Source organism: Pedobacter frigiditerrae (assembly GCF_032678705.1).
In the GTDB taxonomy this organism is placed as follows: domain Bacteria; phylum Bacteroidota; class Bacteroidia; order Sphingobacteriales; family Sphingobacteriaceae; genus Pedobacter; species Pedobacter frigiditerrae_A.
In genome coordinates this window covers 1,583,639-1,603,976 of sequence record NZ_JAVTSS010000001.1, presented here as the reverse complement: position 1 = coordinate 1,603,976, position 20,338 = coordinate 1,583,639, and the positions used below count along the sequence as shown (strand labels likewise).

Below are 20,338 nucleotides of genomic sequence, written 5' to 3'. Positions count from 1 at the left end.
CTTATAAATTGGATTAACTGACACTTAGATAGCAAAATACCCATTATTTTTTGTATCTTTGTGCAAATTTTTAAACATTAATGAAGATATTTATTACAGGCCTTCCTGAAACAGTTGGGGAAGAAGAATTAACAGCCGTATTTGGTGATTTCGGTCAAGTAAAATCACTTAGAATTATTAAAGACCGCGAAACAAATCAAAGCCGTGGCTTTGGTTTTGTAGAGATGCCTAATGATGATGAAGCTAGAGAAGCTATCAAAAGAATGAATGGCGGAGACTACAACGGTAACAGAATTAAAGTTGCTGAAGCACAAGAGAAACCAAACACAGGTGGCGGTAACGCTGGTGGTGGTTTTAAACGTAACAACAATAGAGAACGTAGTTACTAAATTGTAGCTTTCCTCTTGACTTTATAAAGTCTATTCGGGCTAGAGGATTTTTACGGATTAATATTTCTTATTTTTAAGACCTTATTTTGAGGTTTTATCAATTATAAAAGGATTGCGAATCTAATAGGTTCGCATTTTTTTTGTCCGAAATTTTTAATCATAATTGCTATCTTTAAATAACCAAATATGAATAACATTGAAAGTTGACTATATCGCTTTATCAGTACCTATTTTCTTTATCCTTATAGGTATAGAGTTATTTTATGATTTTTATAAAAAATTAAAATATTATCGATTTAATGATAGCATTTCTAACCTAAGTCAGGGAATTGGCTCTCAGGTCACTGGCCTTTTCATGAAAACAGCTTTGTTTTTTGGCTACAAATATATTTTCGAAAATTGGAAGTTATTTGAAATTCCAGATACCATATGGACATGGATTATTTTATTTATAGGCGTCGATTTTTTTTATTACTGGTTTCATAGAATGAGTCACCAAGTAAATGCATTATGGGCAGCTCATATTGTACATCATCAATCTGAAGAATATAATTTAACAGTTGCTTTGCGCCAATCTTGGTTTCAAAGTTGGTTTGCTTGGATATTTTATCTGCCTTTGGCTTTAATAGGTTTTGACCCATTAATGTTTGTAACCTTAAGTGCTTTTAACACTTTATATCAGTTTTGGATACATACCAGAACGATTAAAAGTATGGGGTTTTTAGAATATATCTTAAATACTCCATCACATCATCGTGTACATCATGGGTCTAATCCTAAGTATATTGATAAAAATCACGCTGGTACTTTAATTATATGGGATATATTGTTCGGCACTTTTCAGAAAGAAGAACAGGAAGTGTATTATGGAATTACAATACCATTAGCAAGCTGGAATCCTGTTTGGGCAAATGTTCATTATTGGGCGGAGTTATGGTCTACAGCAAAAAAGACAGATAATCTTAAGGATAAGGTTAAGATATTTATAATGCCACCCGGATGGTTTCCCGAAAAATTGGGAGGTTTTAAACCGGCACCGGAAATTGATGTGGATAAATACCAAAAGTTCGATTCAAGTTATAGCAGTCAAATATTTTTTTATGTCTTTTTTCAGTTTATAATTGCTTTGATAGCTGCATCTCTATTGTTATTTCTTTATTTTAAATTAGAAACCTACGCCTTGGTTTTCGCTTCGGCACTTACTATTTTTACTTTATTAAGTTGTGGAGCTTTATTAGAAAATAAGCTTTGGGTAAAGCATTTTGAATACTTAAGAATTTTATTGGGTATTTTAGGCTTATATTTATTTAAGGATTTAGCCATATTTAACACTCTTGCAATCAGCCTGGTAGTTGTACAAATTATTTCAGCTATTTGGTTTTATCTTTTACAAAACAAAATTAACAATGCTCCAAAAATATCTTCAGTTTAGTATTGCCTTCGCTTTTATATTTATTATTCAAATTTTAATGGAGTCTGATAGCAAGACTGCTAAGTTAGTATTGGCAGATTTCTATTATATAGTAAAACCATTAATTACAATTTCGTTAATGATATTCTATGCCTATCAAACTCAATTACGTGGTAGGTTTGCTAAAAGGATTTTTTCTGGGCTATTCTTTGGATTAGTAGGCGATAGTTTTTTGATGTTCCTCCATATTAATTCTTCCTTCTTTATGTTTGGCTTAATCGCTTTTCTAATTGGCCATCTATGCTATATTAGCGCCTTTTATTTAGATTATAAATGGAATCCTTCTATCGAAAAGAGATTGAATTGGATAGCCTTAGTTGTTTTTGGTATATTCTGTTTAGGCTTTTACCTATTTCTTAGACCGTATTTAGGAGCATTGAAAATTCCTGTTATGGTTTATGCTTTTGTCATTTCTTTGATGGGAATTATGTCAGTAAATAGAAAAGGTAGAGTAAATACAATCAGCTTTAATTTAATATTTTTTGGAGCGATTGCGTTTCTTATTTCAGATTCTATACTTGCCTATAACAAATTTGTTAATCCTTTTAATGGTGCCGGTATTGCAATTATGACTACCTATATGTTGGCTCAGTACTTAATTACAGTTGGTTCTGTAGAGCGTAAGTTAAAGAAAGCAACGGCTATGGATGAAGCTAAAGGTTAATTGTTTTTCGACTTTTTATCCTTATCTAAAACAGTAAACACTTGAACCAATCGTTCTCCATTTTCATCAACCAATGTTAAAGTGTGTTTTCCTGGTAAGGGGCTAATTGCTAATTGATGAAATGATTTTGTGCTACCAACAAATTCAGCGTCAATGTGCCAGTAAATTTTAGTTTCCGCATTGCGATGTGCGGCATTTAAGATGATTTTGCCACGAGACCCGTCTAGTTCTATTGGAATATAAACTACTGCATTATTTTTAGGGTAAATCATATCCATTACGCTATTTCCTCCAACTACATCACAACCTGGTTTAAAGGGGGGGAGTATTTTATAATCGCTGTTTTTGATTTTGTAATAATATTCCATCGATGGAGGTAAAATAAACCACTTTTTGTGCTGCATTAGCGATGTACTCTCGCAGTTGTCTGTAACCCTTAACTTTCCAGTAGCATTTAAATGCACCAATTTATGGTAGGGACAAATTGAATTTTTTTCCCCTGAAAATGGCACTAGCTCGGTTATTTTGTCGGTACAGAATTCGCCAGCTTTATATCCGCTCTGCTTGCACACGATAATTTTTTTAAGTTTTGTTTTCGGTGTTTCAAACCATTTAGACGAAGGTAATTGCCTGAAAATATCAAAAAGCACTGGAGCAGCAACTTCAATTCCCATCAAACCAGGTCTCCCTTCTCCATCGGCATTGCCAACCCAAACACAAACTACATAATCTGGTGTTAGGCCGATCGCCCAAGCATCTCTAAAGCCAAAACTTGTTCCTGTTTTCCAAGCCACTCTTTGTGAAGATGAAAATTGCTCCCATAAGCCCTCATCTCCTGGTCGCATTACTTCTTCCATTGCATTAAATGTTGCCCAAATAGAGCCATGATCTATTACTGAATTTAGTTCTGTTTCATCTTTATTTAACTTTTTTCTTAAATCTTTTGCATAAACTGGAGCATCGTAGTCGTGTGGATTGTATCTACCTTGATATTCATTAAAATGGTTTAAGGTCCTAGCCATTCCCAAATAACTCTTTGCTAAATCCCACATTGTAACCTCACTTCCGCCTAAAATAAGCGATAAGCCATAATGGTCTGCAGGTTGATTTAGCGTTGTAAAGTTTAACTTTTTCAACTTATCATAAAACCTTTCGTATTTGTATTGCTGCAACATCTTTACTGCGGGAATATTTAACGACCTGCTTAAAGCTTTATCCGCCGAGATGGCGCCATCATAACCTAAATCATAATTCTGAGGTGTATAACCTGCAATTTGTGTGGGTACATCTGCAACCAATGTATGGGGCAACAACATTCCTTCGCTTAACATACTTGCATAAAGTAAAGGTTTTAAAGTGCTTCCCGGACTTCTAGGAGCCTTAATCATATCTACATAGCTTTCAAAAGCAGCGTTTTGCGGCTGATAACAATTACCAATATAACTTTTTACGGTTCCAGATTTCACGTCTAACACCAAAGCTGCAATGTTATTGATGTCGTTAGCTTTATAACGATTATTATAGCGTTTGAGTAGCTCATTTAGTTTGAGCTGTAAATCGTAATCGATTGTTGTTTTTAAACTCGTAAAAGTAATTTTTAATGATTTTCTTTCTTCTTTAAATCGACTTAATAAATGTGGTGCATTTTGAGGTAATGCAAGCGGATTTCCTGGAATAGGTTCTGACTTAGATAAATCTGCAGTAGCTTGGTCGATGATATTCAACCTTGCTAACTTATCCAATAAATCATTTCTCTTTTTGATTAATCGTTTGGAGTTCTTACCAGGATGAACCAATGATGGGCTGTTTGGTAAAACAGCCAAGGTTGCCATTTCTCCCCACGAAAGGTTTTCCGCTTTGCGACCATAATAACGCCAACTTGCGGCGTCTAAGCCTACAACATTACTTCCGAACGGTGCGTTTGAAGCATATAAGCCTAAAATTTCTTTTTTTGAATAAGTAAACTCTAATCTGGTTGCCAACCACATTTCAGTTAGCTTTTGCCAAATATTTCTTTCTTCTTTTCGCGATAAACGAATTACTTGCATCGTTAAGGTACTTCCACCACTTACTACACTTTTGGCATTAAAATTTTGTTTCATTGCTCTGCTCATTGCAACTGGATCTATGCCAAAATGCAGGAAGAAACGCTGGTCTTCAAAAGCAGTAATACATTTTATAAATTTATCAGGAACGTTATCAGCAACTGGAAATCGCCATTGTCCGTCACTTGCAATTGAAGCACTCAATAATTCGCCATTACTAGCCTCAAGTACATACGAGGTAGGTGATTTAAACAATTGTTTTGGTAATGAAAATATAAAAAACAGAAACAACAAAAGGCAAATGCTATCAGAAATTAATAAAGCTTTTTGTTTGTTATTCATCTTTTGTTATCATCTGTGGTAACATTTTCTACTAAGTTCTGATATAGAACAAAACGCATTGTTATGGAAAAATTAGCTACCTTTTTGAGATTAATGTTGGGTTTTATCCGCTTTTTATTGGTTAATATTTATCCGAGGTTATGATTTAAATCCGTCATTGCGAGAAGCGAAGCGACGAAGCAATCCATTCTGCAGGAAAGATTGCTTCGCTTTGCTCGCAATGACGAAAGACTTTACAATACTTACTCTTTAAACTTCATCATTTAACAACCTGTACCCATTTACCAGCTTGTGTTGCACTGATATTGTTATTATACATCGCTTCACATTGTACAGCCGATAAATAATATTTACCCAAGTAAGAAGCATTTAACAATACCCTATAAGTCAACGTTTCATTTTCACGAATGTTGAAATAGGTAAATACTCTATCGTCCCTAACATCTCGGTAAGTATATGGAGCGGAAGCTAAAGCCCCTTCGTTATCATTCAATCTCGTATTAATGATTTCCCATCCCGAAGGGAAGATTTGAGTTAATGCCATTTGCTCGTAATAACCCATTTTACCAGGGTTTTTAACAGTTACTTCTGCATAAAAATCTGTCCCTTGTTTTAAGGTTGATGGGTCTAATGATAAGCCTTTCAAAGTTTTATAACTTACATTCATATCTAAAACTTCAGGATTGTTTGGTAAGAAATTATTCTGTCCCGGAACTGGCTGACCTTGCAAAATCAACCTTACAAACAATACATTTTTACCTGTATTGGTGATGCTTGCTGTATTGTTTTTAAACGTTAATGCAGTTGTATTTAAATATTGCTCGCTATTTGTACTTCCTTTACTGCCATTTAAAACATAATTATATTGCAATCTGTTCGATGAACTATTTTGTCCGCAGAACTTAGCAATTGCCAATAAGCTATAAGCAGTAGTTTGGGTACTGTACCAAGTATCCTGACCTAAACGAGAAGCAACTTTGCTTAACAATTGCGCAGCTTGACTTTTCTGACCCATTAAAGTTAAGGTTTCCATTATCATCGCTTCATCTCTTAAATCAGAACCATAGGTACCACTTAGTTGGTTGTATGGTTTTACAACTTTTTCTAGCCCTCTAATTAAACCGTTAGCTGCTGCAGCTTGTCCAGCTAATTGATAAGCAGCTGCTAATCTCCATTTTGATGCAACTGATAAATATTCAAAAGCTCTCAATCTGTTCATCGCTGCCATTTCTGGTTTTTTAGCTAATGCCAAAACATACAATCGGTAAGCTTGACTTAAATCGCCACCATAGAAATTCTCTGAATTTGGCACCCAGTTATTTGCTTTGCTTTTTTGGTATCGGATTAATTCTTCGAACATCCCGGCAGGTAAAGTGTAACCAGCATTTTGAGCTTCAATTAAGAAATGACCGGCATAATTTGTTCCCCATTCGTCTGATAAACCTTCGCCTGGCCAATAGCTTAATCCTCCATCAGTAGTTTGGAAACCTTTTAATCGATTAATTCCTGATTTAATATTTCTTTCTACTTCAGTTTTACGTTGTGTAGAAAGTGGCGTTAATTTATCCAACATTAGTTGAGGAAAAACACTAGATGTAGTTTGTTCTACACAGCCGTGAGGATATTGTATCAAGTAACTCAATCGTTTATTTAAATTGATAGGAGGGATTGATGAAACTTCAATCGAGCCAGAATTTGTTCCACTCATCCCGATAGGTGCAAATTTTGTAGACCAACTTTGATTAGGCTGTATAGTAGCAGAAACTACATTCGTAACATAAGGATTTGGATTACGAATATCTATTTCTACATCGTAAACAGTTTTTTCACTTCCACTTTGTGCAATGATTTTAACTTTTGCTACACCAACATTATTTGGTGCGGTAACTTGGAAATAAGTCATTTGTTCTCCTGCTTGCTTAAAGCTTAATTGCTGAGTTTTTAAACCATCAACAATTAAATTAGTGCTATGCAATTGAACAGAAACATTTTTCAGATTGTTATTGGTTGCAAAAATGTTAACTGGTAAAGTAAAACTTTCTCCAGGACCAATCACTCTTGGTAAAGTTGCTAAAACCATTAAAGGTTTTTTAACCTCTACAGCTTTTTCGGCAAAACCATAAGCACCATCTTGACCAGCAATAACCATCGCTCTTACTGAACCAATATACTGTGGTAATTTAAATTTATGCGTTTTATTTTCGCCCTTGCCCAAATAATATGGTCCCATAAATTTAACCACAGGTTTAAATCTATTTGCCTTGGCAGGATTTAAGTTTCTATTGATAGAACCATCACCACCAATGCTTAAAATACGTTCTAAGTTTCCGCCCCAAGCACCTAACACTTGGTCAAACAAATCCCATGTTTTAACGCCTAAACCTTCTCTAGCATAGAATACACTGTGTGGGTCTGGAGTTTTAAAACGAGTTAAATCCAATAAGCCTTCATCTACCAAAGCGATGGTATAAGTCATTGCTTTACCATTACTTTCCGATACTGAAATAGTGCTCTCAACTTCTGGTTTTAGCGTAGGAGCCATCTTAATCACAGGTTTCAATATAGTTTCTGGATCTTCTATCGTCAAAGGAATTGCGCCATACATCCTTATAGGCAAATCATTTAAGGTTTGGGCATGAGGTTGTATCAGCGTAATGTTCGCAAAAACATTTGGTGCCATATTTTTCTCCGCCTTAAAGCTAAATTGTGTTTGTCCTTTTTTGGTATCAACCCAATAGGTTTTTAAAACTCTACTTCCGTTTTCAATAGAAACCAAAGCTTTACCATTTTCTCCTGTTGGGATAGTTAAGGTAATGTCTTCCCCAACGATAAATTTCTTCTTGTTAGCTGTAAATGATAACATCGACGCTTCAGTTGGATTACTTCCTTGCTCACGCTGTGCCCAGCCTGGCCAATCTATATAAACAGATTTTCCAGTTGTATGACCATTGCCATATTCATCACGAACCAAAATCAAATATCTTCCCCAATTTGGCTCATTGATGCGTAAGTTATAATCTCCTTTTCCGTTTGTAAGGTTTACATATTGTTTAGAAACTAGTTTGTTGTACTCGTTTTGAGTGAAGTTCGCATAGCTTTGTTGGTTATCTTGTTCCCACCACCAACGCCATTGAACCTTATAGAGCTCAACACTAACAGTTTTGCTTCCGCCTAATAATTTACCATCTCTGTTTACGTTTACAATTTCCACTTTATGGTCTTTGTCGGTTAGTAACATTCCGCTTAAGCGATCTCCAGACGGAGCTTTTACACCTAAATAATTGTTGTAAACGTGATAAGGAATACTAAAATTATCTATACTGAAATTGCCTCCAGGTTCAAATATTTTTGTGCTAAAATTTGCTCTTAATACACCTGGAGCCGAACCAGTTTCACTCAAATTGGTATTTACAAAAGCTGTTCCAGCAGCATTTAATGCGCCTTCAAAAATGGTTTTAATTTGCGATTCAAAATTTACTGTCGGATTATCAAACGAATAATCATCAAACCCTTTAAATTTAGTTTCTGTTGTGTTCAAGTTTACGTCAACCTTTGCTTTTAAGTTTTGAGCCGGTGTACCGAAAAGCCATTTTGCAGAAAGGGTAGTGGCTGACGATGCTCCATTTCCTAAATAAATTTTTCCGCCTAAATCGAAATTGATTTTTAAACGGTTAGGCATTACAGTCTCAATCTTTAATGTTTTTGAGAATGATGCGCCACCAACTTTAGCTTTTACCAACCAATTCCCTGTTGGTGCCGTACTTTCTGTAGCAGTTTTAAAAGTGTAAAAACCGTTTAGTGCTTGTGCAATTACCGTTCGTTTGGCCAACTGACCTTTAGGATTTGTCAGTTCAAAAGTGACAGGATAATTCGCAGGAAGTTTTTTCAACTTATCTTCAAGAATAAATGATACAAAAATGCTATCACCTGGTCGCCAAACACCACGCTCTCCATAAATAAATCCTTTAATTCCATTCTGTACCACATCGCCACCAACATCAAAACGACTTAATGGCAATGAATTTCCATCGTCAAGTTTCAAATAACCACGTTCTCTTCCATTTTTAGCAACTAATAAAAATGGTTTTCTTTTTAAGTCAAATATGGCCAAACCATCCCCATCGGTTTTTACAGTAGTTAAAATTTGGCGTTGGTAATCTTGCAATTCTAAACTTACACCACTTAAAGGTTTAGCGGTCAATAAATCAGTAGCCACAATTAGCATGCTATTGTCGTTTCCTCTTTTGGCTACCAAGCCGATGTTCGATGCCAGTAAATTTCTACTTGCCCAACGTTCGTTGGTGTAATAAGATGGTGTGCAAGGATTATCTCTATCTGCCCATCTGTAATTATTTGGATAATAATCTTGGTAACTGCTCCAAAACTCATCATCCTCATCTATAGTTTCGCCATAACTTTCATAATCACCTTCGTATTCATCACCATCATCATTACTAGTTGCGGTAGAACCTTCTTTACATTCATAAACGTTGTAAGCCTTCCTAAAACCAATTGTTACTCGGTACATCGCACCAGGTTCAGTACGAATTAACTTATCTAAGTCTAGGGTGAACCGTGTTTTCTTATGAAGATTTATGGCTTTATCTTCATCTAAACGAATTGTTTTTTGTACAACTGGTTTTGCAACTCTTCTCAGTTCATTTCCTTCCTTGTAATTATTTACCTGAAAAAATTGAGGGATATTGTTTTCGTAAATCTTAATTACGGTTACATCAACAGCTTTTAGATTTACTGCTTCGAAAGGTAAAACCAGCTTACCTGAATTGGGTAAGATAGTACCAGTTCCTGCAATAGTAACAGACGGTAACTTATCTTCGAAAATGATATTTGCATTTTTAGCACTTTCTAAAGTCTTACCTTCAATGTCTGTTATAGCCGAATTAACTGTTACTGCATAATTTCCTTGCAATTCATCTGGTGCATATACCTTTATTTGACTGGCATCTATCGTAAAACGTAGGTCTTGTAAATTACCTAAAGAAATTAAGCCATTTAAATCTTGAGCTACGTTTATTGGTTCAGAACATTGAATTAATGCATAATCTTCAGCTCCTTGCACCGCTTTAATGTCTAATACTTTAAATATGGTTTTAGCAGGAATAATTACCTTTTCTTCACCTTTATCATCATCTGCATTAATAGGTTCACCGTTCCAGTTTAGGATTAAGGTGGTTTCTTTGTTTATTTTTTTAATGCTATCAATTACAAAAGTGGAGCGATGTTTTTCTGGGTCGTGTGTCCATTTTACTTTTAATTTTTGTTCAAAATCTAAGTTTAATGATTTCTCAATACTTTGTTGTTCTTCAAAATCGGCCGTGTTAATTTCACCCATTAACTTCATATAAGTTAGGGATGTATTGTTTTGAGAAACCAAACCACTCTGACTTAGGTTTAATCCAGGTTTGATCACCTTAAAGTCGAAATCAAATTCCTCTAGGCCTTTTTCCGTAGTTGTTATTTGACTCAAATTAATAGTAGCCTCATATTTTTGGTCTGGCTCTAATTGCTCATCAGGTCTAAATTCTATGGTTTGCGGATCAATCCAAAATGTTTTTCCTTTAATGTTTGGCGAGAAATCGAAAATTTCCCTGTCATCTGGTTTGCCTAAATCACTTAAGCTTTTTACCGCACTTGCCAAATGAACCCTAATGAAACTTTTCTTAGAAATTGTTCCCGAAGTGTAAGACTCTATATATTTTGCGTAAGCTTGGTTATCTTGCTCGCTTTTCTTTTTGAAAAAGAAAAAGTAAATCGCAAAAACTGAAACTAAAAATAATGCCCCAAAGAGCACTTTTTTCCACGTAGAAGAAGAATATTTGGCTGTGTTTTCCATACAATAAACATTGGTAAATGTTGTATGAAAAATAGTCAAAAAAGGAGTAAAGAAAAGAAAATACTTATTAACTAATTTTGACGAATGTTAGTAAAGCAATTGTAGTGCTAATCGGTTCCGAAAGCCCGTCTTTCCGTTAAATCTTTTTTGGGCTTCGACTCCCGAAGAAATCGGGACAGGTCCGCTCAGCCTGACAAAAAAGGATACCGCTTCAATACGGTTTAGACTTCAAGAGTTATGCGGAAAAAATAAAAATCGCAAGAATGCTTAATGACAGTATTGCCAATAATGTAAAATCAATCTTTAAGCTAAGAGATTTATTGATTTTGTAAAAATGAATTATAACTAAAATTGGCAAACTTATAAATATAGAACAGAATGAAATTATGATGCTATACCATAAGATGATGGCGTGTAGGTTATAATAATTTTCTGCGTTAATTGGTCCATTAATAACCCTAAGAACTAATGATGTCAACATTAAAAGGTTTGACAATATTAGAACATATCTAATTACGACTAATGCTATTCTTTCGATTTTTAGACCTGTTGTCATTGATTTGGATTGTAACGCACATTTGCTTTGGTAATGGAATATTTATCTCATTACGCAATACGCACTTCTCAATACTATTTAATCATCACTCCGGGCATATTCAAAACTGGAACCCTTATCAAGTTATTCTCCACAATACTTTCTGGAAGGAAGATGAATTTTTTGTCGTAAATTTCTTTACCGATGTAATAACTAAGCCAATATTCATTAGTCAAACCAAAAACAGCAGGGTCAATTGCTTCAACACCTGCAAAAGAATTTGCATTTAAATCGCCAATAAAATGCCTTAAAAGTGAAGTCTTTACTTGTTTACCATCTTTCTCACCATAACCTTTAGAAGTAATTAAGACATTTGTTATGGGTTCGTTTTTATAATTCACTACATAAACCGTCCAACTACCAATTTCTGGGGTTTCTCCGACCAAAGCAATTGCAATGGCAACATCTTCGACTATATTTTCTGGTAAATCTGCTTTCATAAGTTAAATAAAAAAGGAACGTCACGTTAAGCTTGTCGAAATGTCCTTCGACAGGCTCAGGATGACAATACTATAGTTTAACTACTTTTTTTAGCTACCGCTTTTTTCTTTGCTGGTGCTTTTTTCTTAACGTCAAATGCTTTTGGCAATTGCTCAACGATTAATTTTTTAACATCATCCAAAGGAATTTCAGCTAGTTCTTCTGCTGTATATTTTGCTTTAGTTTTAGGATTATTTCTTAGTTTCAGCATTTCTTTACCGAAACGGATGAAAGGTCCCCAACGACCGTTTTCGATGGCAATTTTTTCACTTTCCCATTGTTGGATATAGCGATTGTTTTCCTTCTCGATTTTCTTCTCAATTAGCTCTTTAATATCATTCGCGGACAAGGCATCGAAATTGTAAGCTTTAGGTACATTGATAAACAAGCTATTCCATTTAATGAAAGGACCAAATCTTCCAGTTCCCTTAGTAACAGGTAATCCCTCATATTCAGCAACTGGAGCATCAGCAGTAACCTTCTCACCAATAATTTCAATTGCTCTAGCTTGGTCAACCGTTAACGGGTCTTCGTTCTTAGGAATTGAAATAAAAGCATCGCCCCATTTCACATAAGGTCCAAATCGACCAACACCTACTGAAACTTCCTTACCTTCATAATCTTCCAATTGGAAAGGTAATTTGAATTGGTCTAAAGCTTCTTCAAGTGAAACAGTTCCCACAGATTGAGATTTACCTAAACTTGCATAACGAGGTTTATCATCCTCATCATCAGATAGGTCACCTATTTGAACTAAAGGGCCATAACGCCCAACTTTAGCATAAACATTTTTACCAGTTGTTGGGTCAATTCCTAACAAACGTTCACCATTTGCACGGTCTGCATTTTCTAAAGTATTTTCTACTTCGCTATGGAAAGGGGTATAAAAAGAATGAAGCATTTTTGTCCATTCCTGTAAACCTTGTGCAATCTCATCAAACTGCTTTTCTACTTTAGCAGTGAAATTAAAATCTACAATACCTTTAAAATGTTCTACTAAAAAGTCATTTACAACTTCACCAATATCGGTAGGGAAGAGCTTCGATTTTTCTGCACCTGTTATTTCAGATTTGGTTACTTTACTAATGTTTCCATTAGCTAAAACCATACTTACAAATTCTCTTTTTCTACCATCCCTGTCTTCCTTAACTACATAACCACGATTTTGTACCGTAGAAATGGTTGGAGCATAAGTAGATGGTCGGCCTATGCCTAGTTCTTCTAATTTCTTAACTAAACTTGCCTCAGTATATCTTGCTGGCGGACGAGAAAATCTTTCTGTCGCTGCTAATTCTTTTAATATTAAACTTTGCCCTTTTGTTAATGGCGGAAGTAAGTTGTTGTCTTCATTTTCTTCATCCTCATCATCAGTGGATTCTAGGTAAACTTTTAAGAAGCCATCAAACTTCAATACTTCACCTTCAGCTAATAATTCTTCTCTTCTAGTAGAAATACTAATATTAACATTGGTTTTTTCAAAAATAGCCTCACTCATTTGAGAAGCGATGGCACGTTTCCAAATCAAATCATACAGGCGTTTTTCAGAGTTATCTCCATCCACACTGTGTTGATTAAAATAGGTTGGACGTATGGCCTCGTGAGCCTCTTGTGCACCAGCAGATTTTGTTTTATAAACTCTAGGTTGATGATATTTTTCTCCCCAAGCAGACCTAATTTCAGCCGATGCTGCAGCGATAGCAGTTTCAGATAAATTAACAGAATCTGTTCTCATGTAAGTAATTTTACCACTTTCATACAAACGTTGTGCAATCTGCATCGTTCTTGCAACAGAGAAACCTAATTTTCTAGAGGCTTCTTGTTGTAGGGTAGAGGTTGTAAAAGGAGCTGCAGGATTTCTCTTTGCTGGCTTTACCTCTAAATTACTAACCGCAAAACCTGCATTGATACAATCCTGCAAGAATTTTTCTGCATCTGCGGCTTTTTCAAAACGCTGTGGCAATTCTGCTTTTACAATTTCTTTGCCTTTTCCAGTAGTAAATTGTGCAGTTATTTTAAATGCAGCTGTACTGTTAAATTTATTTACTTCACGTTCGCGGTCCACAATTAATCGCACTGCAACAGATTGAACACGACCAGCAGATAAAGAAGGTTTAACTTTTTTCCATAAAACTGGAGAAAGTTCAAAACCTACCAATCTATCTAAAACACGACGAGCTTGCTGCGCATTAACTAAATTATAATCTATGGTACGCGGATTATCTATTGCTTTTAATATTGCTGGTTTAGTAATTTCGTGAAACACAATACGTTTTGTATTGCTTTCTTTTAAGCCTAAAGTTTCGTATAGATGCCAAGAAATGGCTTCTCCCTCACGGTCTTCATCGGATGCTAACCATACCATTTCGGCTTGTTTAGCTAATTTTTTAAGTTCTGCAACAACTGCTTTTTTATCGGCAGGAACTTCATAGGTTTGGGAGAAATCATTTTCGATATCAATTCCCATATCGCCTTTTACTAAGTCGCGGATATGACCATAACTAGACTTAACCAAAAAATCCTTCCCTAAATAACCCTCTATGGTTTTAGCTTTTGCAGGTGACTCGACTATTAGTAAATTTTTTGCCATTCAGAACGTTTTTCTGCAAATAAAACTATAATTAAGTCTAAAATCAAAATTGGTATAGCAATTATTTTAAAAAATGTATTCGAATTTGATGTGCAACACGCTCTTTTACATCCCTTAAACCTTGTAGAATACCCTTTTAATTTATTTTTTAAAATATCAATTTCTTTACGATATAATTATTTATCACATCTAATTAGTAAGTATCTTCGTATAGAGATATAAGAAGTTAGATATGAGATTTGAGATAAATGTTGTGCTAACAAATTTAACAATCCAGTAATAAAACAATTCACAAACTAAAACTAAAGCAATGATCAATACCTTATTATTACTATTAAACTTATGGATTGCTCCAAATCCACCTAAATCTGTTTATGATTTTTCTTTTAAAACTCTTGATGGCAAAGAAGTTAAACTTTCTAAGTTTAAAGGAAAGAAAATCTTAATTGTAAATACAGCTTCTAAATGTGGTTATACTCCTCAATATGAAGATTTAGAAAAATTGCATAAGCAATATGGTAAAAATGTAGTACTAATTGGTTTTCCAGCAGGAAATTTTAAGGAACAAGAATTGGGTTCAAGTAAAGAAATTCAAGAATTCTGCACGCAGAAATATGGTGTTACCTTTTTAATGAGCGAAAAAGTAAGTGTTAAAGGGACTGATATCAATCCATTGTTTTCTTATTTAACTAGCCAAGAAAATCCTGATTTTACTGGTGACATTAAATGGAATTTTGAGAAATTCTTAATTAATGAAAAAGGTCAATTGGTACATCGTTATCGTTCTCCAGTTAAACCTTTAGATGCTGCTATCGTTCAGAATTTATAATATTTCTTTATAGTTTAATTAAATCCCAAGGCAAAATTGTTTTGGGATTTTTTGTTTATAATTGACAATGAACTATACGCCTTATTTAATTCTTGCCCTTGCTTTTATTGTGGCTTTGTACTTTATTTTCCGAAAGAAGAAATTAGTTGTAGTTTCATTAAGTAGAGCTGATAAACAATTATTAACTAACAATGTAGATTTCTATATCCGCCTTGATGGCAATAAGAAAACATTGTTTGAACAAAAGGTTTCAGATTTTTTAGCCAGTACTAAAATTGAAGGTGTAGGTTTGGAAATTACTCAATTAGATAGGTTATTAGTAGCATCGAGCGCTGTAATTCCCATTTTTGGTTTTGCCGATTGGAATTATAAAAACCTAAGCAACGTGGTTTTGTATCCAGACACTTTTAATCAAGATTTCCAGTTTAAAGAAGGCGATAGAAATATCATGGGAATGGTTGGAAATGGTTTTATGAACGGACAAATGATATTATCACTAGCTGCTTTAAGACACGGCTTTTCTAAAAGTGCAGGTAAAGAAAACACTGCGATTCACGAATTTGTACACTTGTTAGATAAATCTGATGGTGCAACTGATGGAGTGCCAGAAAACTTAATGGCTCACGAATATACCTTGCCTTGGGTAAAAATGATGCATGAAGAAATGGAAAGGATAAAAGATGATAAATCTGACATTAATCCTTATGCCATTACCAATCAAGCAGAGTTTTTTGCTGTCGTTTCTGAATACTTTTTTGAACAACCAGAATTACTAAAGGATAAACATCCAGAACTTTATCAGAGGTTGAGTAAAACATTCGGACAAAAACTAGTGTAGAGCATGTCACCCGGAGCGTAGTCGAAGGGCAACCAAGTCTTCGACTACGCTCAGGCTGACACTTCCATCAATGAAGTGACGATTTAATTTGGTTTTTCATACTAATCGCATCTATCTTAGCCTCATCAAAACAATCCTTTTATGACTGTAAAAAACAAGATTTATTCTCTTGCTATTTCGTTGGTTCTTTTTGTCTCTTGTACAACACAATATGCAGTTGTAAAATCTAATCGCGAAGAGCAAAACATTAATTCTTCATTACCTGTAGACAGTTCAATCATTAAAACTTATATGCCTTACAAAGTTAAGGTTGAAGCCGAAATGAATGAAGTTATTGGCTATACAGATGTTTTATTAGCTAAAAGTTCTACTGTTCCAGAATCTGTATTAGGCAACTTTTTTGCAGATGCAGTATTTAATCAAGCAAGAAAGATAGAACCTAAAATAGATTTTGTATTTCCAACTACAACTGGCGGATTAAGAAATGATATTGCAAAAGGTCCAATCACCGTTTCTAGTATATTTGAACTAATGCCTTTCGAAAATCAATTGGTTTTATTCAATCTAAAAGGTGAGGATGCCTTAAAAGTGATAACCTATGTAGCTGGTAGAGGTGGTCAACCTGTAAGTGGGTTGAGGTTTAACATTAAAGATAGGATGCCTCAGAATATTATAGTTAACGGTAAACCTTTTGATGTAACTAAAACTTATTGGGTAGTTGCTTCAGACTATATTGCAAGTGGTGGAGATGATGCTGTGGGTTTTGCCACACCGATTTCAAGAAAAAATATGGGATTGTTGGTCCGTGATGCCTTATTAAAAGAGGTTAAAGAAACTCAAGCTGCTGGAAATAAAATAAATGCAAAATTAGATGGAAGAATTACAAAAAATTAATCGCCGAAATTTTATTAGAACTGGTGGCATCGCTAGTGCTGCTGTTGCTTTAAGTTTAAATTCTTTAGATGCTTTTGCCAACGGGCGATTACAGAAATTAACTATTCTGCATACCAATGACGTACATAGTAGGATAGAGCCCTTTCCGATGGATGGATCTCGAAATCAAGGTTTAGGAGGAACATCAAGACGCTCTGCATTGATTAAAAAAATCAGAGCAGAGCAAGAAAATGTCTTGTTGTTAGATGCTGGTGATATTTTTCAAGGCACACCATATTTCAATAAATTTGGTGGTGAATTGGAAATGAAGCTAATGAGCCAAATGCAATATGACGCCACCACATTAGGGAATCACGATTTCGATAACGGGGTTGAAGGTTTTTACAAACAATTGCCTCACGCAAATTTCCCTGTATTAATTGCTAACTACGATTTATCAAATACGGCTCTTTCTAAATCAACTCAGCCATTTAAAATCTTTAAAAAAGCAGGACTGAAAATAGGTGTATTTGGTTTGGGTATCCAACTTAAAGGCTTAGTTGACCCTAAAAATTACGGAGAAACACAATATCTCGACCCGATTGTGAAGGCGAATGAAACTGCTTCACTCTTAAAAAATGATTATAAATGTGATCTAGTAATCTGTCTTTCTCACCTAGGCTATTCTTATCGCAATAATTCAGTTTCTGATAAGGTTTTAGCAGCAAATACAAGAAACATAGACTTAATTATTGGAGGACACACACACACCTTTTTAGATGTACCTGAAGACGTAAAAAACCTTGATGGACAAATTACAACCATTAACCAAGTTGGATTTGCTGGTATTAACTTAGGAAGGATAGATTATTATTTCGAACCTTACAAAGACAAAAAAATGAAAGTGGGTACACCTTATTTAATCAATAATAAGTTGGATAGCTAATTTATTAATTGTCTGGAATAAGATTTATAGGATAGAAAGATTTTAGGATTATTTCGACCATAACCTTTGGGAATGTTTTAAAAGAAGATTTGTCATTCAGAGCGCAGCGAAGAATCTATTTAAATGTATTCAATGCTGAGATTCCTCGTTCCTCAGAATGACAAAAGAATTTTAAACCAAAAAACCACCACCTAACAAATCATTGCCTTCATAGAAAACAGCTGATTGTCCTGGTGCAATTGCAGATACATTATGGTCGAAAACCACACGCATTTGGTCTTTTTCTTGAACGATGGTGCTTAGCATACCCGCATCTTTATAACGGATTTTAGTAATCACATTATCCATTGGCTCGTAAATATTCTCGTATTTAACCAAGTTAATGTTTCTCACCATTGCCTCTTTACGTTCTAATTCATCGGCTCTGCCTAAAACAACAGTATTGCTTTCTGGTAAAATTTGGGTAACAAACATTGGCTCGCCAAAAGCTACCCCTAAACCCTTACGTTGGCCAATAGTGTAAAAAGGATAACCTTTATGCTGACCGATAATCATACCTTGGCTATTCACAAAATTTCCACCTGCAACTCTATCTTCCAAGTCTTCCACTTTGTGTTTTAAGAAAGCTCTATAATCGTTGTCTGGCACAAAACAGATTTCATAACTCTCGGATTTTTTAGCCAATTCTTCTTGTCCCATATCCAATGCCATCTGGCGGATATCTGCCTTTGCAAAACTTCCCAATGGGAATTTAGTACGAGATAAGTTTTCTTGAGATACACCCCAAAGCACATAGGATTGGTCTTTGTTTTCGTCTTTACCTTTAGAAATTACATATCTTCCACTGTCTTGCTGACGGATATTAGCATAATGACCGGTTGCAATAAATTCGCAATCTAGTTTATTGGCACGTTTTAACAAAGCTTCCCACTTGATGTGGGTATTACATAAAACACAAGGATTTGGTGTACGCCCTGCCAAATACTCATCTACAAAATTGTCGATTACAAAATCTCCAAATTCATCACGGATATCTAAAATATAGTGAGGAAAACCATAGTTTACAGCTAAGGTACGAGCATCATTAATGCTATCTAAGCTGCAACAACCTGTTTCTTTGCTACTTCCACCAGATGTGGCGTAGTCCCAGGTTTTCATGGTAAGGCCGATTACTTCGTAACCTTGCTCGTGTAACATTACTGCTGCAACCGAACTATCAACCCCGCCACTCATGGCAACCAAAATTCTACCGTGTTTACTCATTACTTAAATTAAAGGATGCAAAAATACGGGTTTTTGTTTAATTAATTGGAAAGGGTAGTCTGAACAATGTAAAAAAGGCTACTTGCTTTTTTGGCTTGATGCTCTAACTTGAATTTGCGTAGGCAATAAGATAGTTTCAAAAGGTTCGTTCGTTTTGCCAGAAATCAACGAGAGCAATTGCTTAGCAGCTAAACGTCCAATTTCTAAAGATGGTTGACGAATTGTGCTTAATGAAGGATTAAGTACTTCTGCAAGGTCCGTATTGCTAAAACCGATGAGGGCTACATCTTGTGGAACTCGAAGGCCTGATTTGTGTAACATCTCCAGACATTTGGTGCTAATTAAATCTGTTGCAGTAAATATAGCTTGAGGAGCTTCGTCAAGCATCATTAATTCGCGTATTGCAGTTTCTATTTCGTCATCTAGTGTAACAGCATTAGTGGTGTCACAAAATTTTACCAAATCTTTATTAAATGATATTCCGGAGTCTTTTAATGCCTTTTTATAACCTTCAAAACGTTCAGTAGCTGTACTTAATTGGGTGTTCCAATTGAGATGGGCAATGGTACGGTAGCCATTATTAATTAAATGTTGGGTAGCTTCATAAGCGCCTTTAAAATTATCTACTGCTACTTTATGGGTATCAATATGGTCGCTCAAACGATCGAATAAAACCACAGGTAGCCCAGATTCTTGTAAATTAATAAGGTAACTAAAATCAGTGGTTTGGTAAGAAGGACAAATCAATAAGCCATCAATACCACCGGCATATAAAAGATTTACATTGGCTTTTTCTTGCTCAAACAGTTCCTTGCTTTGCATCATGATAAGCTGGTAATCATGTTCAGAGCAATATTGGTCAATACCGTCTAGCATTTGTGCCATAAAATTGTTATCTATAGAACAAACAACTACGCCGATAGACCTACTTTTACCTTCTTTTAAACCCCTTGCCATTCTATTTGGCACATAGTGATGTTCTTTTGCGTAAGTTAAAACTTCTTGCTTAGTCTTTTCTCCAATTTGATAGCTATCAGTTAATGCCCTAGATACCGTAGAGATTGATAGATTTAGCGCTTTGGCAATATCACGAAGGGTAATATTTGTATTCATTTAAATGGTTATGCTTGCAGCGCTAAATATAAGCATTTAGATGTTTGGC

Annotated in this window: 13 protein-coding genes; 7 read left to right on the top strand and 6 right to left on the bottom strand. The window is 35.0% G+C overall.

From position 1 onward, the window contains the following. Window positions 1-80: 80 nt before the first annotated feature. From R2Q59_RS06400 to R2Q59_RS06390, 3 genes are all read left to right on the top strand, one after another. Window positions 81-389, top strand: coding sequence for an RNA-binding protein (locus R2Q59_RS06400; protein ID WP_316767048.1), 309 nt, complete (start codon window positions 81-83; stop codon window positions 387-389). Window positions 390-585: 196 nt separating this feature from the next. Then, on the top strand, window positions 586-1,821 hold the full coding sequence (locus R2Q59_RS06395) for a sterol desaturase family protein (protein ID WP_316784513.1): 1,236 nt from the start codon (window positions 586-588) through the stop codon (window positions 1,819-1,821). Then, window positions 1,796-2,524, top strand: coding sequence for a lysoplasmalogenase (locus R2Q59_RS06390; RefSeq protein ID WP_316767044.1), 729 nt, complete (start codon window positions 1,796-1,798; stop codon window positions 2,522-2,524). The genes R2Q59_RS06395 and R2Q59_RS06390 overlap by 26 nt, the downstream gene beginning before the upstream one ends. Here the strand turns inward: R2Q59_RS06390 and pbpC are convergent. The 4 genes from pbpC to topA all read right to left on the bottom strand — a co-directional run bounded on the left by pbpC (window position 2,521) and on the right by topA (window position 14,427). After that, on the bottom strand, window positions 2,521-4,911 hold the full coding sequence (gene pbpC, locus R2Q59_RS06385; RefSeq protein WP_316784511.1) for a penicillin-binding protein 1C: 2,391 nt from the start codon (window positions 4,909-4,911) through the stop codon (window positions 2,521-2,523). The two genes, R2Q59_RS06390 and pbpC, sit on opposite strands and share 4 nt — an antisense overlap. Window positions 4,912-5,170: 259 nt before the next feature. After that, complete coding sequence (locus R2Q59_RS06380) at window positions 5,171-10,765, bottom strand: alpha-2-macroglobulin family protein (RefSeq protein ID WP_316784509.1); 5,595 nt, start codon at window positions 10,763-10,765, stop codon at window positions 5,171-5,173. Between the two features lie 630 nt (window positions 10,766-11,395). Continuing rightward, window positions 11,396-11,800: a hypothetical protein gene (locus R2Q59_RS06375; RefSeq protein ID WP_316767039.1), complete on the bottom strand. Its 405-nt coding sequence runs from the start codon at window positions 11,798-11,800 to the stop codon at window positions 11,396-11,398. 77 nt (window positions 11,801-11,877) lie between these two features. Further along, a complete protein-coding gene (topA, locus tag R2Q59_RS06370; protein WP_316767038.1) occupies window positions 11,878-14,427 on the bottom strand; it encodes a type I DNA topoisomerase in 2,550 nt (849 codons plus the stop codon). Window positions 14,428-14,737: 310 nt separating this feature from the next. Here topA and R2Q59_RS06365 point away from each other — a divergent pair, with 310 nt between their 5' ends. The 4 genes from R2Q59_RS06365 to R2Q59_RS06350 all read left to right on the top strand — a co-directional run bounded on the left by R2Q59_RS06365 (window position 14,738) and on the right by R2Q59_RS06350 (window position 17,913). Next, window positions 14,738-15,256 (top strand): glutathione peroxidase, encoded by a 519-nt coding sequence (locus tag R2Q59_RS06365; RefSeq protein WP_316767037.1) that lies wholly within the window; start codon window positions 14,738-14,740, stop codon window positions 15,254-15,256. 67 nt (window positions 15,257-15,323) lie between these two features. Further along, window positions 15,324-16,094, top strand: a complete 771-nt coding sequence (locus R2Q59_RS06360; RefSeq protein WP_316784507.1) for a zinc-dependent peptidase — start codon at window positions 15,324-15,326, stop codon at window positions 16,092-16,094. Between the two features lie 141 nt (window positions 16,095-16,235). Next, window positions 16,236-16,988, top strand: coding sequence for a 5'-nucleotidase (locus R2Q59_RS06355; RefSeq protein WP_316784505.1), 753 nt, complete (start codon window positions 16,236-16,238; stop codon window positions 16,986-16,988). Then, entirely contained in the window at window positions 16,966-17,913 is a 948-nt protein-coding gene (locus R2Q59_RS06350) for a metallophosphoesterase (protein ID WP_316784503.1), read from the top strand. Before R2Q59_RS06355 ends, R2Q59_RS06350 begins: the two co-directional genes overlap by 23 nt. Before the next feature lie 171 nt (window positions 17,914-18,084). Here R2Q59_RS06350 and mnmA read toward each other — a convergent pair whose 3' ends face one another. Both mnmA and R2Q59_RS06340 read right to left on the bottom strand, forming a co-directional pair. Beyond that, entirely contained in the window at window positions 18,085-19,176 is a 1,092-nt protein-coding gene (mnmA, locus tag R2Q59_RS06345) for a tRNA 2-thiouridine(34) synthase MnmA (protein WP_316767029.1), read from the bottom strand. 78 nt (window positions 19,177-19,254) lie between these two features. Beyond that, a complete protein-coding gene (locus tag R2Q59_RS06340) occupies window positions 19,255-20,289 on the bottom strand; it encodes a LacI family DNA-binding transcriptional regulator (protein ID WP_316784501.1) in 1,035 nt (344 codons plus the stop codon). Between the last annotated feature and the right edge of the window lie 49 nt (window positions 20,290-20,338).

Coding starts and splice junctions, on each gene's coding strand:
- R2Q59_RS06390 (WP_316767044.1), top strand. CDS start 1,796: ATGCTCCAAAAATATCTTCAGTTTAGTATTGCCTTCGCTTTTATATTT.
- R2Q59_RS06350 (WP_316784503.1), top strand. CDS start 16,966: ATGGAAGAATTACAAAAAATTAATCGCCGAAATTTTATTAGAACTGGT.
- R2Q59_RS06400 (WP_316767048.1), top strand. CDS start 81: ATGAAGATATTTATTACAGGCCTTCCTGAAACAGTTGGGGAAGAAGAA.
- R2Q59_RS06380 (WP_316784509.1), bottom strand. CDS start 10,765: ATGGAAAACACAGCCAAATATTCTTCTTCTACGTGGAAAAAAGTGCTC.
- R2Q59_RS06365 (WP_316767037.1), top strand. CDS start 14,738: ATGATCAATACCTTATTATTACTATTAAACTTATGGATTGCTCCAAAT.
- topA (WP_316767038.1), bottom strand. CDS start 14,427: ATGGCAAAAAATTTACTAATAGTCGAGTCACCTGCAAAAGCTAAAACC.
- pbpC (WP_316784511.1), bottom strand. CDS start 4,911: ATGAATAACAAACAAAAAGCTTTATTAATTTCTGATAGCATTTGCCTT.
- R2Q59_RS06375 (WP_316767039.1), bottom strand. CDS start 11,800: ATGAAAGCAGATTTACCAGAAAATATAGTCGAAGATGTTGCCATTGCA.
- R2Q59_RS06340 (WP_316784501.1), bottom strand. CDS start 20,289: ATGAATACAAATATTACCCTTCGTGATATTGCCAAAGCGCTAAATCTA.
- R2Q59_RS06360 (WP_316784507.1), top strand. CDS start 15,324: ATGAACTATACGCCTTATTTAATTCTTGCCCTTGCTTTTATTGTGGCT.
- R2Q59_RS06355 (WP_316784505.1), top strand. CDS start 16,236: ATGACTGTAAAAAACAAGATTTATTCTCTTGCTATTTCGTTGGTTCTT.
- mnmA (WP_316767029.1), bottom strand. CDS start 19,176: ATGAGTAAACACGGTAGAATTTTGGTTGCCATGAGTGGCGGGGTTGAT.